The organism is Bacillus sp. PK3-067 (assembly GCF_056738645.1).
Window position 1 is genome coordinate 4845001 of sequence record NZ_CP096490.1, and the last position, 14271, is coordinate 4859271.

At 36.5% G+C, this 14271-nt stretch carries 18 protein-coding genes (1 of these 18 only partly in view); 8 read left to right on the forward strand and 10 right to left on the reverse strand.

The features are described from left to right. Window positions 1-473, forward strand: the end of a protein-coding gene (locus M1D73_RS25060; protein WP_000842320.1) for a potassium channel family protein. The gene continues 523 nt to the left of window position 1, outside the view; 473 of the gene's 996 nt are visible here — the last part of the coding sequence; its start codon lies beyond the left edge, outside the window; the stop codon is at window positions 471-473. Here the strand turns inward: M1D73_RS25060 and M1D73_RS25065 are convergent. Together M1D73_RS25065 and M1D73_RS25070 are read right to left on the reverse strand one after the other, a co-directional pair. Further along, the gene (locus M1D73_RS25065; protein WP_000612334.1) at window positions 460-873 is read right to left on the reverse strand and encodes a YugN-like family protein; all 414 of its coding nucleotides are present in this window, start codon (window positions 871-873) and stop codon (window positions 460-462) included. The two genes, M1D73_RS25060 and M1D73_RS25065, sit on opposite strands and share 14 nt — an antisense overlap. 107 nt (window positions 874-980) lie before the next feature. Further along, window positions 981-2333: a glucose-6-phosphate isomerase gene (locus tag M1D73_RS25070; RefSeq protein WP_000103654.1), complete on the reverse strand. Its 1353-nt coding sequence runs from the start codon at window positions 2331-2333 to the stop codon at window positions 981-983. 274 nt (window positions 2334-2607) lie between these two features. Between M1D73_RS25070 and M1D73_RS25075 the strand changes: the two genes are divergently transcribed. Further along, window positions 2608-2841: a DUF378 domain-containing protein gene (locus M1D73_RS25075; RefSeq protein WP_000105788.1), complete on the forward strand. Its 234-nt coding sequence runs from the start codon at window positions 2608-2610 to the stop codon at window positions 2839-2841. Window positions 2842-2950: 109 nt separating this feature from the next. Here M1D73_RS25075 and yugI read toward each other — a convergent pair whose 3' ends face one another. The 3 genes from yugI to M1D73_RS25090 all read right to left on the reverse strand — a co-directional run bounded on the left by yugI (window position 2951) and on the right by M1D73_RS25090 (window position 5233). Further along, a complete protein-coding gene (yugI, locus tag M1D73_RS25080; protein ID WP_000003764.1) occupies window positions 2951-3295 on the reverse strand; it encodes a S1 domain-containing post-transcriptional regulator GSP13 in 345 nt (114 codons plus the stop codon). A 253-nt stretch (window positions 3296-3548) separates the two neighbouring features. Then, entirely contained in the window at window positions 3549-4739 is a 1191-nt protein-coding gene (locus M1D73_RS25085; RefSeq protein ID WP_121868760.1) for an aminotransferase, read from the reverse strand. Continuing rightward, window positions 4736-5233 (reverse strand): Lrp/AsnC family transcriptional regulator, encoded by a 498-nt coding sequence (locus tag M1D73_RS25090; RefSeq protein ID WP_481157977.1) that lies wholly within the window; start codon window positions 5231-5233, stop codon window positions 4736-4738. Before M1D73_RS25090 ends, M1D73_RS25085 begins: the two co-directional genes overlap by 4 nt. A 118-nt stretch (window positions 5234-5351) precedes the next feature. Between M1D73_RS25090 and M1D73_RS25095 the strand changes: the two genes are divergently transcribed. Both M1D73_RS25095 and M1D73_RS25100 read left to right on the forward strand, forming a co-directional pair. After that, complete coding sequence (locus tag M1D73_RS25095) at window positions 5352-6344, forward strand: 2-hydroxyacid dehydrogenase (RefSeq protein WP_002041993.1); 993 nt, start codon at window positions 5352-5354, stop codon at window positions 6342-6344. 109 nt (window positions 6345-6453) lie between these two features. Continuing rightward, window positions 6454-7293, forward strand: coding sequence for an alpha/beta fold hydrolase (locus M1D73_RS25100; protein ID WP_001015860.1), 840 nt, complete (start codon window positions 6454-6456; stop codon window positions 7291-7293). A gap of 120 nt (window positions 7294-7413) precedes the next feature. Here M1D73_RS25100 and M1D73_RS25105 read toward each other — a convergent pair whose 3' ends face one another. After that, window positions 7414-7665, reverse strand: a complete 252-nt coding sequence (locus M1D73_RS25105; RefSeq protein WP_000537638.1) for a YugE family protein — start codon at window positions 7663-7665, stop codon at window positions 7414-7416. Between the two features lie 117 nt (window positions 7666-7782). Here M1D73_RS25105 and M1D73_RS25110 point away from each other — a divergent pair, with 117 nt between their 5' ends. Then, complete coding sequence (locus M1D73_RS25110; protein ID WP_063220137.1) at window positions 7783-8934, forward strand: MalY/PatB family protein; 1152 nt, start codon at window positions 7783-7785, stop codon at window positions 8932-8934. A 200-nt stretch (window positions 8935-9134) separates the two neighbouring features. Here the strand turns inward: M1D73_RS25110 and sodC are convergent, their stop codons facing one another. Together sodC and M1D73_RS25120 are read right to left on the reverse strand one after the other, a co-directional pair. Continuing rightward, window positions 9135-9674 carry a superoxide dismutase [Cu-Zn] gene (gene sodC / locus M1D73_RS25115; protein ID WP_000746520.1) on the reverse strand — a complete coding sequence of 180 codons (540 nt, stop codon included), beginning with the start codon at window positions 9672-9674 and terminating at the stop codon, window positions 9135-9137. 68 nt (window positions 9675-9742) lie between these two features. Next, complete coding sequence (locus M1D73_RS25120) at window positions 9743-9919, reverse strand: hypothetical protein (protein WP_000982757.1); 177 nt, start codon at window positions 9917-9919, stop codon at window positions 9743-9745. A gap of 164 nt (window positions 9920-10083) precedes the next feature. Between M1D73_RS25120 and kapB the strand changes: the two genes are divergently transcribed. Beyond that, the gene (gene kapB, locus M1D73_RS25125; RefSeq protein ID WP_001209344.1) at window positions 10084-10467 is read left to right on the forward strand and encodes a kinase-associated lipoprotein KapB; all 384 of its coding nucleotides are present in this window, start codon (window positions 10084-10086) and stop codon (window positions 10465-10467) included. A gap of 40 nt (window positions 10468-10507) precedes the next feature. Here kapB and kapD read toward each other — a convergent pair whose 3' ends face one another. After that, the gene (kapD, locus tag M1D73_RS25130) at window positions 10508-11131 is read right to left on the reverse strand and encodes a 3'-5' exonuclease KapD (RefSeq protein ID WP_000344356.1); all 624 of its coding nucleotides are present in this window, start codon (window positions 11129-11131) and stop codon (window positions 10508-10510) included. A 289-nt stretch (window positions 11132-11420) separates the two neighbouring features. Between kapD and M1D73_RS25135 the strand changes: the two genes are divergently transcribed. After that, window positions 11421-12746: an ArsB/NhaD family transporter gene (locus tag M1D73_RS25135; RefSeq protein WP_000545209.1), complete on the forward strand. Its 1326-nt coding sequence runs from the start codon at window positions 11421-11423 to the stop codon at window positions 12744-12746. A 79-nt stretch (window positions 12747-12825) separates the two neighbouring features. Here the strand turns inward: M1D73_RS25135 and M1D73_RS25140 are convergent, their stop codons facing one another. After that, complete coding sequence (locus M1D73_RS25140; RefSeq protein WP_000390061.1) at window positions 12826-13293, reverse strand: hypothetical protein; 468 nt, start codon at window positions 13291-13293, stop codon at window positions 12826-12828. A 117-nt stretch (window positions 13294-13410) separates the two neighbouring features. On the opposite strand from M1D73_RS25140, the gene M1D73_RS25145 reads away from it, so the two are divergent. Next, on the forward strand, window positions 13411-14124 hold the full coding sequence (locus M1D73_RS25145) for a DNA alkylation repair protein (protein ID WP_000553309.1): 714 nt from the start codon (window positions 13411-13413) through the stop codon (window positions 14122-14124). The last annotated feature ends 147 nt before the right edge of the window (window positions 14125-14271 follow it).

Below are 14271 nucleotides of genomic sequence, written 5' to 3' on the forward strand. Positions count from 1 at the left end.
CCAATATTGCAACGGCACACACCATATTAATAACAGCTGATAAAGAAAAAAACGAAAGCTTAGCGGATACACAGTCCATTTTAAATATTTTAACTGCAAAAGGGCTCAACCCAAACATTCACTGCATCGCTGAACTTCTTACTTCTGAACAAATACAAAATGCAACGAGAGCTGGCGTGTCAGAAATTATAGAAGGAAATAAATTAACGAGCTATGTATTTACCGCTTCTCTTTTATTCCCTTCCATTTCAGGTGTACTATTTTCACTTTACGACGAAATCTCTGATAATAAATTACAACTGATGGAGCTTCCATCGTCCTGCACCGGACAAACTTTTGCCAATTGTAGCTATACTCTTTTAAAGCAAAACATTCTCTTACTAGGTATAAAGCGCGACGAACAATATATGATTAATCCAGTTCATTCCTTTGTTCTCATTGAAAGCGACATACTCATTGTTATTCACCATTAGTAAAATGACGCTCTAATTCTTGCATGAGCACTTTCCCAATATTGATATATTTTCTTTTCACATCTCCATCTGGATCTTTCGGCTCAGCAAATTGATCCATTCCACTCGTTCCAGCTGTTAAAGTATTCACATTATCATCTAGTTCGTCTTGATATACGTGCGAAAGAATATACGGCGTTCCAAGACGAACTATTACGCCTGGTACATCTAGTTCTCCATCAATGGCTGTAAATGGAACTCGTAAAAATTGATACCCATCTTCTTCATCAATTTTGTAATCGAAGCATCCTTTATCATAATCCCAATTACCACCAATGCTATATCCAAGTGGTTTCATAATCTCTTCTAACTTATATAACGCATATGTACGTCCTTCTAAATTTGATTGAATCGGAATCAAGCCCATCCCTCCTAGACTTTTCCTTTAGCATACCCACTTTAGTTTGAATATACTGATGGACTTTTCGATAAAATAATAAAAAGCGACCGGAATCCGGTCGCTTTTTATTATTTTAAACGCTCTTCTAATTCTGCTTTTAATTCTTCAAATCCTGGTTTACCAAGTAAAGCAAACATGTTTTTCTTGTATGCTTCTACTCCAGGTTGGTCAAATGGATTCACGCCTAATAAGTAGCCGCTCATCGCACATGCTTTTTCGAAGAAGTATACAAGGTAACCGAATGTGTACTCATTTAATTCAGGAATATTTACGATTAAGTTTGGTACTCCCCCGTCGCTATGTGCAAGTAATGTACCTTCGTATGCTTTTGTGTTTACGAAGTCTACAGTTTCACCAGCAAGGTAGTTTAATCCGTCTAAATCGTTTTCTTCTGATTCGATTGTTAGTTCATGTGTAGATTTTCCTACTTTAAGAACTGTTTCAAATAAGTCACGACGCCCTTCTTGAACGTATTGACCTAATGAGTGTAAATCAGTTGAGAAGTTTGCTGAAGATGGGAAAATACCTTTTTGATCTTTTCCTTCACTTTCACCAAATAACTGTTTCCACCACTCAGCGAAGTATTGAAGTGCTGGCTCATAGTTAACAAGCATTTCAATTGTTTTTCCTTTATTGTATAAAGCGTTACGAACTACTGCGTATTGGTAAGCTGGATTTTCTTCTAGTTCTGATGTTCCGAAGTCATCATGACCAGCAGCTGCACCTTTCATCATCTCTTCAATATTTAAGCCACTTACTGCGATTGGTAATAAACCAACTGGCGTTAATACAGAGAAACGACCTCCAACATCATCTGGAATAACAAATGTTTCATAACCTTCGTTATCAGCTAATGTTTTTAATGCACCACGCGCTTTATCTGTAGTTGCATAAATACGTTTGCGCGCTTCTTCTTTTCCATACTTTTCTTCTAATAACTTACGGAAGATACGGAATGCTAGTGCTGGCTCTGTTGTTGTACCTGATTTGGAAATAACGTTAATAGAGAAGTCTTTACCTTCTAATACGTCCATTAAATCTTTCATGTAAGTGGAGCTAATGTTTTGTCCAACAAATAGCACTTGTGGAGTTTTACGTTGTTCTTTAGAAAGCGTGTTGTAGAAAGAATGGTTTAACATTTCGATTGCTGCGCGTGCTCCTAGGTAAGAACCACCAATACCTACAACAAGTAAAATGTCAGAGTCATTTTTAATTTTTTCTGCGCATTTTTGAATGCGAGCGAATTCTTCTTTGTCATATTGAAGCGGAAGGTCTACCCACCCAAGGAAATCGTTCCCAGCTCCAGTTTTTTCGTGGATTGCGTGATGTGTTACTTTCACTGCATCACGTAAATAAGTGATTTCATGTTCACCGATGAAGGATAACGCTTTAGAATAGTCGAACGTTACATGTGTACTCATCTTTTTCCCTCCAATTATGGATATGTATTTCTGTATTCACTTTAGCGAAACTGAAGTTGTAAATCAAGCGATTAGGCAATTGTAAACGTAACCAATATATATTTTTTAGAAAAAGTTCATTTTTTGCATAAAAATTCGCATTTTTCGGTATAGATGTATATACATCCTCTTTCGAACATTTTTTATGTATAAAAACAACATAACTACCCCATTCTATAAAAGAGTTAATTAACTCATCGCTTGCTCATGCTTCACAATTAAGGGGGGCTTTTTCATGAGTACTTTGCAACGTATCGCATTAGTCTTTACTGTAATTGGCGCTGTGAACTGGGGACTAATCGGATTTTTCCAGTTTGACTTAGTAGCAGCCATTTTCGGCGGACAAAATTCAGCTCTTGCACGTATTATTTACGGCATCGTTGGTATATCTGGGCTTATCAACCTTGGTTTACTGTTTAAACCATCTGAAAATCTTGGTACGCACCCAGAAACAAACGAAATTCGATAATCAGTATGTCCTTTCACCTCCGACATACGAATATGATTGCATGCAATCATATTTGCAAATATATATCATAAGATAAAGTAAAAGAGGAACGCTCATATGCGTTCCTCTTTTACTTTGTTAACTCGGACTCTTCAATCCATTCTGCCAACTTTTCTCGCAGCGTATTAAATCCGTTTTCAGATGGGTTTGGTATAAGAATCCTTCCTTGTTTTCTTTTCGCCGCTTTTAACGATAAACTCATTTTTCTGTGCTCTTCATCAATTGAAAGTACCTTTACTTCTACTGTATCGCCGACCTTTAAAAAGTCATGAATATCCTTTACATATCCATTTGTAATTTCAGATATATGCACAAGTCCTTGTGTTTCTGCATCTAACGCTACAAACGCACCGTAATCTTGAATTCCAGTCACTTTCCCTGTTACAACCACTCCTGTTGTATATTGTTCTGACATATGAAACACTCCCATACGTTTACCATTCTCTCTACAATTATAGAGAGCAAAGCAGATATATTTATTTTAAATATCCGATTGGTTAGTACGCATTCTAGATAACAATATCTAGAATGCGCATACCTTATATTAGTAAATTATACCACTATGACAGAACTCATTCAAAATTCATGAAAAATTTCCCTTAAAGAAGTATAATTCTCCAATATTGGGATAGACTACTAACACATGGCTTTCTAGTATTCCCCCCCTTTTATGGACAAAACGTATTACGTTTTGTCCTTTTTTTATTTTCAACAAACCGTTCCATTCTCTTCATTGCTTCCATAAGTTGTTCAAGCGACGTCGCATAAGAACAACGAATAAACCCTTCACCACTTTCGCCAAATACGCTACCAGGGACAACAGCTACTTTTTCTTCCAGTAATAACTGTTCTGCAAATTCCGCTGAAGATAATCCTGTTGAAGATATAGAAGGGAAAATATAAAATGCTCCGCCCGGCACATGACACGTTAAGCCCATTTCATTGAAAGATGTCGTCATAAAATTACGACGCTTCTTATAACTATCTCTCATCCGAATTACTTCATCATTCCCCGCACGTAACGCTTCAAGTGCTGCGAACTGAGACATCGTCGGTGCACACATCATGGAATATTGGTGAATTTTGAGCATTAATTCTGAAAAATGAACAGGAGCTGCAATCATACCAAGACGCCATCCTGTCATCGCAAATCCTTTTGAAAATCCTGAAATTAAAATCGTATGCTCGCGCATATTTTTAATACTCGCGAAACTTGTATATACTTCGTCGTATACAAGCTCTGCATAAATTTCATCAGATAATACGATTAAATTGTACTTCTCAACAATCACTGCTATTTCTTCAAGCTCGGACTTATTCAACATTGCACCTGTTGGGTTATTTGGTGAACAAAGTAAGATTGCCTTTGTTTTCGCTGTAATAGCTGCTTCAATTTGTTCTGTTTGTACTTTAAACTCGTTTTCTAGCTTAGTCTCCACAGGAACCGGAACTCCTCCAGCTAATGTCACAAGTGGTGCATAAGAAACGAAGCTTGGTTCAACAATGAGCACTTCATCATCAGGATTTATAATGGCACGCATCGCTACATCTAACGCCTGGCTCGCTCCAACTGTAACAATGATTTCATCACTTGGATCATAAGATACTGCAAATTGTTTTTTTAGATACTTTGCTATTTCTTGACGGAGCTCCAATAATCCTGCATTTGCTGTATATGACGTATACCCTTGTTCCAAAGAACGAATACATGCTTGCCTTACATTCCAAGGGGTAACAAAATCCGGCTCTCCTACCCCGAGGGAAATAACACCTTTCATATTTGCTGCTAAATCAAAAAATTTTCGAATACCAGATGGTTTTAAAGATTCTGCTGATCTAGATAGTTCAAATTGCTTCATGGTGTCACCACAATTCGCTTATCATCATCGTCTTTTTCATAAATAACGCCCTCATGTTTATACTTCTTCAAAATGAAATGAGTAGTTGTAGAAACGACAGATTCAATTGTTGCTAATTTCTCAGAAACAAACATCGCTACTTCCCCCATCGTTTTACCTTCTAATGTAATAGAAAGATCATATGTCCCTGACATTAAATAAACGGATTTCACTTCTGAATAACGATAAATTTGCTCAGCAACCGCCTCAAACCCAACGCCGTGCTTTGGCGTAACTTTCACATCGATCATTGCCGTTAAACCTGTATGTTCTTTCACTTTCGTCCAATCGATATGTGTTACATAATCCACAATAATCTTTTCATTTTCTAATCTCGCAACCATCTTCTTTACTTCTTCTACTTCTATATTTAACAGCTTCGCTAATGTATCTACAGATAATCGACTACTCTTTTCAAGACAAGCTAATAATTCTAATTCTTTTTCTGTCACCATATAAATCATCCTTCCTTTTCGTTTGTGTCTAAATTATACAAATACCCTTTCCAGTTTGAAAAGAAGATTTTTCTATTGAATTATGTCAAAATAAAGTGAAACTTTAATCAGCGGAAAAATGCGTGATAAAGCGAAAGGGGATGGAACCGTGAAACCAAAAATTTATATTGCTGAACCAGTTCCGACATTTGTAGAAAACTATTTATCAGAACACTGTGATTATGAAAAATGGGATCAAAATGAGAAAGTACCTCGTGATGTTCTATTAGAGAAAATACAAGATAAAGATGGGTTATTAAATTTCGGATCTGCTATTAATGAAGAATTACTGACAGTGGCTCCTAACTTAAAAGTAGTGAGCAACATTTCTGTTGGTTACGATAATTTTGATTTACAAGCGATGAAAAATCGAAAGGTTATCGGAACGAATACACCATACGTATTAGATGATACAGTAGCTGATCTCGTTTTCGCCCTTATGCTATCAGCTGGGCGCCGCGTTTGCGAACTCGATTCTTACGTAAAAAATGGTGAATGGAACGCTGAAATCGGAAAAGAACACTTCGGACTAGATGTACACCATAGCACAATTGGTATTATCGGTATGGGCCGAATTGGAGAAGCCGTTGCAAAACGAGCAAAATTCGGATTTGATATGAATGTTCTTTACTATAACCGCCGTCGTAAAGAAGAAGCTGAACAAAAATTCGATGCTACATATTGTGATTTACAGACGCTACTGAAGCAGTCTGACTTTATTGTTCTTCTTACTCCATTAACAGATGAAACATATCACCTTATCGGAGAAAAGGAATTTTCATTAATGAAAGAAACAGCAATCTTCATTAATGCTTCTCGGGGGAAAACAGTAGATGAAGAAGCGTTAATCCATGCTTTAACAGAAAAGAAAATCTTTGCAGCAGGCATCGATACTTTTACACAAGAGCCAATCCAAAAAGATAATCCACTCTTATCATTACAAAATGTTGTGACTTTACCGCACATCGGATCTGCAACATTAAAAACTCGTCAGCAAATGGCCATGACCGCCGCTGAAAATTTAGTTGCAGGATTACAAGGAAAAACACCGCCTAATATTGTGCGCGGGTAATACTGAATAAACGAAAGGCAAGATGACATCGTCATCTTGCCTTTTTTTGTTAACATATTTTCTTCTTCCTTGGAGATGATATGAACAAAAATCAATGGAGTGACAAAAAATGAATCATAAATATACTTGTCCTTATTTCACTTTTTCCACTCGCGGCACTACTGTTCATTACGAATTGTATGAACATGATAATAAAACAGAACGCCCTACTTTCGTACTCGTTCACGGCTTTTTATCTTCCTCATTCAGTTACCGCCGTCTCATTCCTTTACTAGCGAAGGAAGGAACAGTCATTGCTCTTGATTTACCACCGTTCGGAAAAAGTGATAAGTCTCATCTGTTTAAGTATTCTTATCACAATTTAGCAACGATTATTATTGATTTAATTGAACATTTATCTCTCTCAAACATTGTATTAGTTGGGCATTCTATGGGTGGGCAAATTTCTCTCTATGTAAACCGTATACGTCCTGAACTCATTTCAAAGACGATTTTACTATGTAGCTCGAGCTATTTAGCGCGCGCAACCTTACCTTTACTATACTCTTCTTATTTACCGTTCTTTCATTTATACGTAAAGAACTGGATTATACGGCGCGGCATTGTTCATAACTTAATGAATGTCGTTCATGATCACTCATTAATTGACGATGAAATGAAAAAAGGTTACTCCGCTCCTTTTTATGACAACCGTATATTTCCCGCTTTAACTCGCATGATACGAGACCGTGAAGGTGACTTATCTTCAACTGAATTACAAAAAATCGAAACACCTATCCTACTCATTTGGGGTGAAAAAGACCGCGTCGTCCCTGTACATGTAGGTCATCGTCTACACAAAGATTTACCGAATTCAAAATTTATTTCTTATGAAAATACAGGACATTTACTACCTGAAGAAAAGCCTGAACATGTTTATGAAGAAATTATCGCTTTTTCCGCGCAATAAAATGAAACTTTAATCAGTCCCCACCTAACTTCTTTGCTTCCGCTGAATTTTGAGGTCGGGGTCTTACTGCCCGGAAAATAGCGGGATAATATAAAAAAGGCTGTCGGAAATTCCGACAGCCTATAATGAACAGCTTCCACCTTCTTTTATTACAAGTAATTCCATAGCTAATTTCTCACATTTTTCAAGCGCAGGTACTTCCTCAAAAGACATAAAGTATATATGTTGAATCTTCTTTGCGATGTATTTTGGATCGTCAAACACACTTATGACGTTCACAACATCGCTCGCTTCTGTTTCATAAAACTCCGGTCCCATTTGAAACGGATCCCAATTCTTCACAACCTCTATCATCTTTTCATATGTACCCATTCGCTTCCCGCCTTTTCACTTTTTAATACTTTTCTTTATCCTATCACATCAGCTATTCTATAAGAAGAGAGAGAACTTTCATAACTTATTGGTTTTACAGAAGAAGGGAGCAAACTTATGCAACTATTTCATAAAGCAATCAATCGACGTGGAACGCATAGTATAAAATGGGATACATATAAAAACGAAGAACTTATCCATGCTTGGATTGCTGATATGGATTTTGAAGTACCAAAACCAATTCAAACTGCCTTAAAACAACGAATCGAACATCCGATTTTTGGCTATACACTTCCTCCCGAAAATATTGGGAATATTATTTGTAACTGGACAAAACAACAATACGACTGGGATATTCAAAAAGAATGGATTGTCTTTAGCGCCGGAATCGTTCCAGCTCTTAGTACGAGCATACAGGCTTTCACAAAAGAAAACGAATCCGTTCTCGTACAACCACCTATTTATCCTCCATTTTTCGAAATGGTCACAACAAACAACAGACAGTTATACGTGAGTCCATTACAGAAACAAAATGATACATATGTGATAGACTTCAAGCATTTAGAAAAGCAGTTTCAGCAAGGCATCAAACTCATGCTTCTTTGTAGCCCTCATAACCCAATCGGGCGCGTTTGGACGAAAGAGGAACTTTTGCAGCTCGGATCGTTATGTACTAAATATAACGTAATCGTTGTGGCGGATGAAATTCATTCCGATATTATTTACGCAGATCATACACATACACCGTTCGCTTCTTTATCTGAAGAATTAGCAGCTCGCACGATTACTTGTATGGCTCCAAGTAAAACATTTAATATCGCTGGATTACAAGCATCGATTATTATCATTCCAAATGAAAAACTCCGTCAAGCCTTTACATCTATCCAATATAGACAAGGCTTCCACGGATTAAATATCTTCGCTTATACAGCGATGCAAAGTGCCTATACAGAATGTAATGATTGGCTAAACGAAATTCGATTATATATAGAAGATAATGCTCAATTTGCTTGTGAATATATTAAAACTCACATACCTGCTCTTTCCGTAACGAAGCCAGAAGGTAGCTTTTTATTATGGATTGATTGTTCTCGTCTAAAGCTTTCTCAAAACGAGCGTACTGCATTACTTGAGGAAAAAGGAAAAATCATTGTTGAACCTGGTGAGAAATACGGGTTAGGTGGCGAAGAACATATTCGAATTAATATCGGCTGTCCACGATCTGTTTTAGAAGAAATTTTAAACAGACTGCGTCATACGTTTTCATAATAAGAAAGGAGTCTGTCCCCCTAATCATTCTTGGACAGACTCCTTTGTAATATTTTGTCGGTAAGTCGATATATTTCAAGTTACGGTCGATATATTCCAATAATCGCCGATATAATTTGAGTTACAGTCGATATATTCCAATAATCGCTGATATATTTTCAATTACATTTCACAAAGAAAGCTACCATTCACGGTAGCTTTTACTTTTTCTTCATATCCGATGCTTTTTTTACAATTACGCCACAAGCAATTCGATCCCCTGATTTACCTGTCGGTTGAGTCATACCATCATCAGGGTTTTCTGTAATAATAATAGACGCTCCATCTTTTCTATGAATCGTCGTTTTTCCTTCTTCAAGTGTGATGTGAGGTGCATCGATTTCCGCTTTAATCTTTCCAGAACCATCTGCAACTACGTTCGGTAAATCACCGTTTTCTGCACCCTTCGGATTAAGAAGACCATGTTTTTTATCATCAGGATTAAAATGATTCCCGGATGATTCAAAACGAGGTGCCTTACACTCTCCGATTTCATGTACATGTAGTCCGTGTGGTCCTGGCGTGAAACCTTCTCCTTTAATCGTAATTTTCACGCCACTTGTTTGCTGCACTACTTTCGCAGTCCCTACTTCATCTCCTGAAGCATTATGTAATTTCACTTCAATTTCTTTCGGCTTTCCTTGGTCACAACCTGCCATCAGAAATAATAAACAACAACTGAAAAAAAGCCGTTTCTTCATTTTATTCCCTCCAAAATATATTCTGCCCTTAGATTGTCCGAGCATAGAGGGAAACATACAAAAATGCATTACTGTTTCTTTTCAGCTAATAGTTTTTCTTCAACTTTCTGCAATCGCTCTGCTTCTCTTTTTGATACACGAATAAACATGCGCCACGTGGCAATAGCACCGATAATAAATAGAACGCAAACAATCCCTGGAATAATATATTCTGTTTTATCTTCCGGAAAATATAAAGGCATCATATAGAACACTCCTTATTATAGGATTTATAAAACATCAGAATTTTCTGTTATATAATTTTAAATTATAGTGGAACCTATCCATATTCTCAAGGGGCGTTCTGAAAGCAAATGATTTCTTTGACTCCTTCTCCTACTTTCCTTACTATAAACTTGAGGTGAAAAATATGAGAGAAACATTTGAAATTGGCGAAATCGTTACTGGTATTTATAAAACAGGAAAATACATCGGCGAAGTTACAAATAGCCGCCCTGGCAGTTACGTCGTAAAAGTATTAGCTGTTTTAAAACATCCGGTGCAAGGTGACTTACATAACGTAAAACAAGCTGACGTACCATTTTTCCATGAAAGACGCGCTTTAGCTTTCCGTGAACAGACGAACATTCCAGAGCAAATGGTGAAAAAATATGAAGGAGAAATTCCGGATTATACCGAGTCACTAAAATTAGCATTAGAAACTCAAATGAATTCATTTTCTGAAGATGATTCACCTTTTGCAGAGCGTAGTCTAGAAACATTACAACAGTTAAAGAAAGACTACAAACTCTAAAAAACAAAACGACCAAATTACATAATGTGCAATTTGGTCGTTACTGTGTGCTCACTTTCTTTAACACTTTTGAAAAATCAACAAGTTCTCCTAATGTTGGAGGTGCTGGCTTTACTAAATACTCTTTATCTTTTTCTACTAGTTTAAAAATATTGTACGTCGTCATCGCATCATCAAGCGCACAATGATGCTTCCCTGTCCCTACTTTTCCATACGCCTCAATTGCTTTCCATAATCCTGTTTGATTTCTTTCTCCAAAAAACTTCTTATACTCAAGCGATAAATCACGACACTGTCCGAAGAATGGAAAAGCTATCCCTGCCATTTCACAATTATGTTTCAGCACTTTCATATCCATATTTCCCCACGTTACAATTGTCGGTTTACATTTCGTTTCGTATTCTGCAAGCTTCTTAACGAGTTCAGGAAATGAAATCCCTTTATCCACGACTTCTTGTTTTATTCCTAAAAACTTCTTACATCGATCCGTTAAAGAAGGAAATGTTTTCGGCCTGACATGTGATGAATACGTATCTTCTACCTTACAGCCAGCAACTGAAACGAGTCCTACCTCAATAATCTCTGGAAAAAATCCTTTCGGTTTCTTTCTATGCTGGGGCATCGTAAACTCAAAGTCTAAAAATAAAAATCGTTGTTCATCCATACGATCCCTTCCTTATCATTTTTGTCATTCCTTTCTATTTGACACTCCTACACGAACAAGCTCGAATGCTAATTCCATTTTAAATATTCAGATTGGATGTATCTTATATATATGTCAAATGCCCACAAATATTTTAAAAAATAAGAAAAAATGACCTATGCAGAAAATATGACAAAATCTCTCCTTTCATTTACATCCGCAGTTTTTCTACTTTATAATGACGTTATGTGTGTTTCATCTAGTTAATATTTGACACACTAAGAAAAATGAATGAAAGGAGATGAGATTTTTGCACGAAACAACGCAAGAACTCGCTAACTGGCAGTATTATTTTGCTATCGCAGTCTTTTTAATTACATATGCCATTATTATTTCTGAAAAAATTAATCGCGCTGTCATCGCACTTCTCGGTGCAGCATTCATGGTAATTGTGGGGGTCGTCGATTTACATAACGCCTTTACGAAACATATTGAATGGGGAACGATTACGCTACTCATCGGTATGATGATTTTGGTGAACATTACGAGTAAATCAGGTGTTTTCCAATACGTTGCCATTAAAGCAGCAAAAGGGGCACAAGGAAATCCAATTAAAATTTTAATTTCCCTTTCCCTACTTACCGCGCTTGGCTCCGCATTTTTAGATAACGTTACAACTGTACTTCTTGTTGTTCCAGTTACTTTATCTATTACGCGCATACTGCAAGTAAATCCTGTTCCTTATTTACTTTCTGAAATTATTTTTTCAAATATTGGAGGAACAGCAACATTAATTGGTGATCCACCTAACATTATGATTGGTTCTGCAAATAAGCATTTAGACTTCAATGCTTTCCTATTGAATCTAGCACCAATCGTAATTATTATTATTGCAGTTACAGCAACAATACTTTACTTTATGTACCGTAAACAATTAATTGCCGATCCTGTACAAGTTAAAAAATTAATGAGCTTAGATGAAAAACAATACATTAAAGATCCAGTATTAATGAAAAAATCTTTAACGGTACTTGGACTTACAATTGTAGGTTTCATGACTCATTCTATTTTCCATATTGATGCCGCTATTATCGCCTTAACTGGTGCTACTGTACTTATGTTAATTGGTGTGAAAGAACATGAAATTGAAGAGGTATTCGCAAGTGTAGAATGGGTAACAATCTTCTTCTTCGCAGGGCTATTCGTACTTGTTGGAGGACTTATCGATATCGGTCTTATCAAAATGTTAGCTCAAAAAGTAATTGGTATAACAGGCGGAGATATTTCTTACGCATCCATCCTTATTTTATGGGTATCTGGTATCGCCTCTGCAACAATTGATAACATCCCATTCGTTGCAACAATGATTCCACTTATTAACGATATGGCAGTTGGGCTAGGCTTATCACCATCTGACGCACAAATCGATGTATTATGGTGGGCATTAGCACTAGGTGCTTGTCTGGGCGGAAACGGAACATTAATCGGAGCTTCTGCTAACGTAATCGTTGCAGGTATCGCGAGCCGCGAAGGACATAAATTTAGTTACATGGACTTCCTAAAAGTCGGTTTCCCAATTATGATCGTTTCATTAATCATTTCTCACATTTATATTTATTTACGCTACCTTATGTAGTAAAAAAAGCGCTCTGATAATCAGGGCGCTTTTTTACTTATATCTAAAATATATCGACTTATCAACAAAAAAGAAAAATCTACTCTTTATATCTCACCGGTTCATTTCGAATGATAAATAAATGAATCGGTAAGAACACTGAAAATGTGATTACATGAATAATCGTAAATAATATAGAGTTCGTTCCGTATCTGTCTAAAATAGCGTAGATAAGATAAATGGACAATACAATCGATACAGCTGTTGCTAGTAAACTTATAATTGGTACGAAATTAAAAATAAAACATGCAACGTATATACCGAATACTTTCCACCCTGCTTCTTCTTTCAAAAAATCTGGTAATTTATCTTTCGCTAAGTCACCCCATGTCTTACTATTCAAAAACGGAATAAACGCAAGCACCCCGTCCGTTGCACCATCATTTTTCGCCATCGAATAAAGTGCAAAAGCCGTTAACAAATATGAAATAATTGCCCAAATCAATATAACAAGAATAAACGCAAAACTAAGAGCAAAGAAACCTGCTAATACGCCTTGATCCTCCATCTTATCCTCTCCTCTCTACTTTCAACATATTTCATTACATTGCAAGTTATGTTTTAAAATTTATCCAAACTCTTTGTATAATAAGAGAAGAAAGAGAATAAGAGAGGAGCAACACTTATGCATCCATTTGTAAAAGCATTACAAGAGCATTTCACAGCTCATCAAAATCCTGAAAAAGCAGAACCTATGGCTCGTTATATGAAAAATCACTTCCCATTTCTAGGTATTCAAACACCGGAAAGACGCCAATTATTAAAAGACATCATTCAAATACATACTCTCCCAGATCAAAAAGACTTCCAAATTATCATACGTGAGCTTTGGGACTTACCAGAACGTGAATTCCAAGCGGCCGCACTTGATATTATGCAAAAATATAAAAAGCATATAAACGAAACTCATATCCCCTTCTTAGAAGAACTGATTGTCACAAAATCTTGGTGGGACTCTGTCGATAGCATCGTCCCTACATTTTTAGGCGATATCTTTTTAAAACATCCAGAATTAATTTCTGCCTATATTCCAAAATGGATTGCATCAGATAACATATGGTTACAACGTGCCGCTATTTTATTCCAACTAAAATATAAACAAAAGATGGATGAAGAACTTCTTTTCTGGATTATTGGACAACTACATTCTTCAAAAGAATTTTTCATTCAAAAAGCGATTGGCTGGGTCCTTCGTGAATATGCAAAAACAAACCCGGATGTAGTTTGGGAATACGTTCAAAACAATGAGCTCGCTCCATTAAGTAAGCGTGAAGCAATTAAGCATATTAAGCAAAATTACGGAATAAATAATGAAAAAATAGGCGAGACTCTATCATAGATAGACGCGTTCCTCTATTGAGATTTAAAAAAGAACGTGTTAGAATATGTTCATTATTATTAATATAAGTAGCGATGACGGACTTATAAGTACTTGCATAAAAAGCGATTCAGGGATAGTGAAAGCCTGAAGCCGCAAGGAAACGGC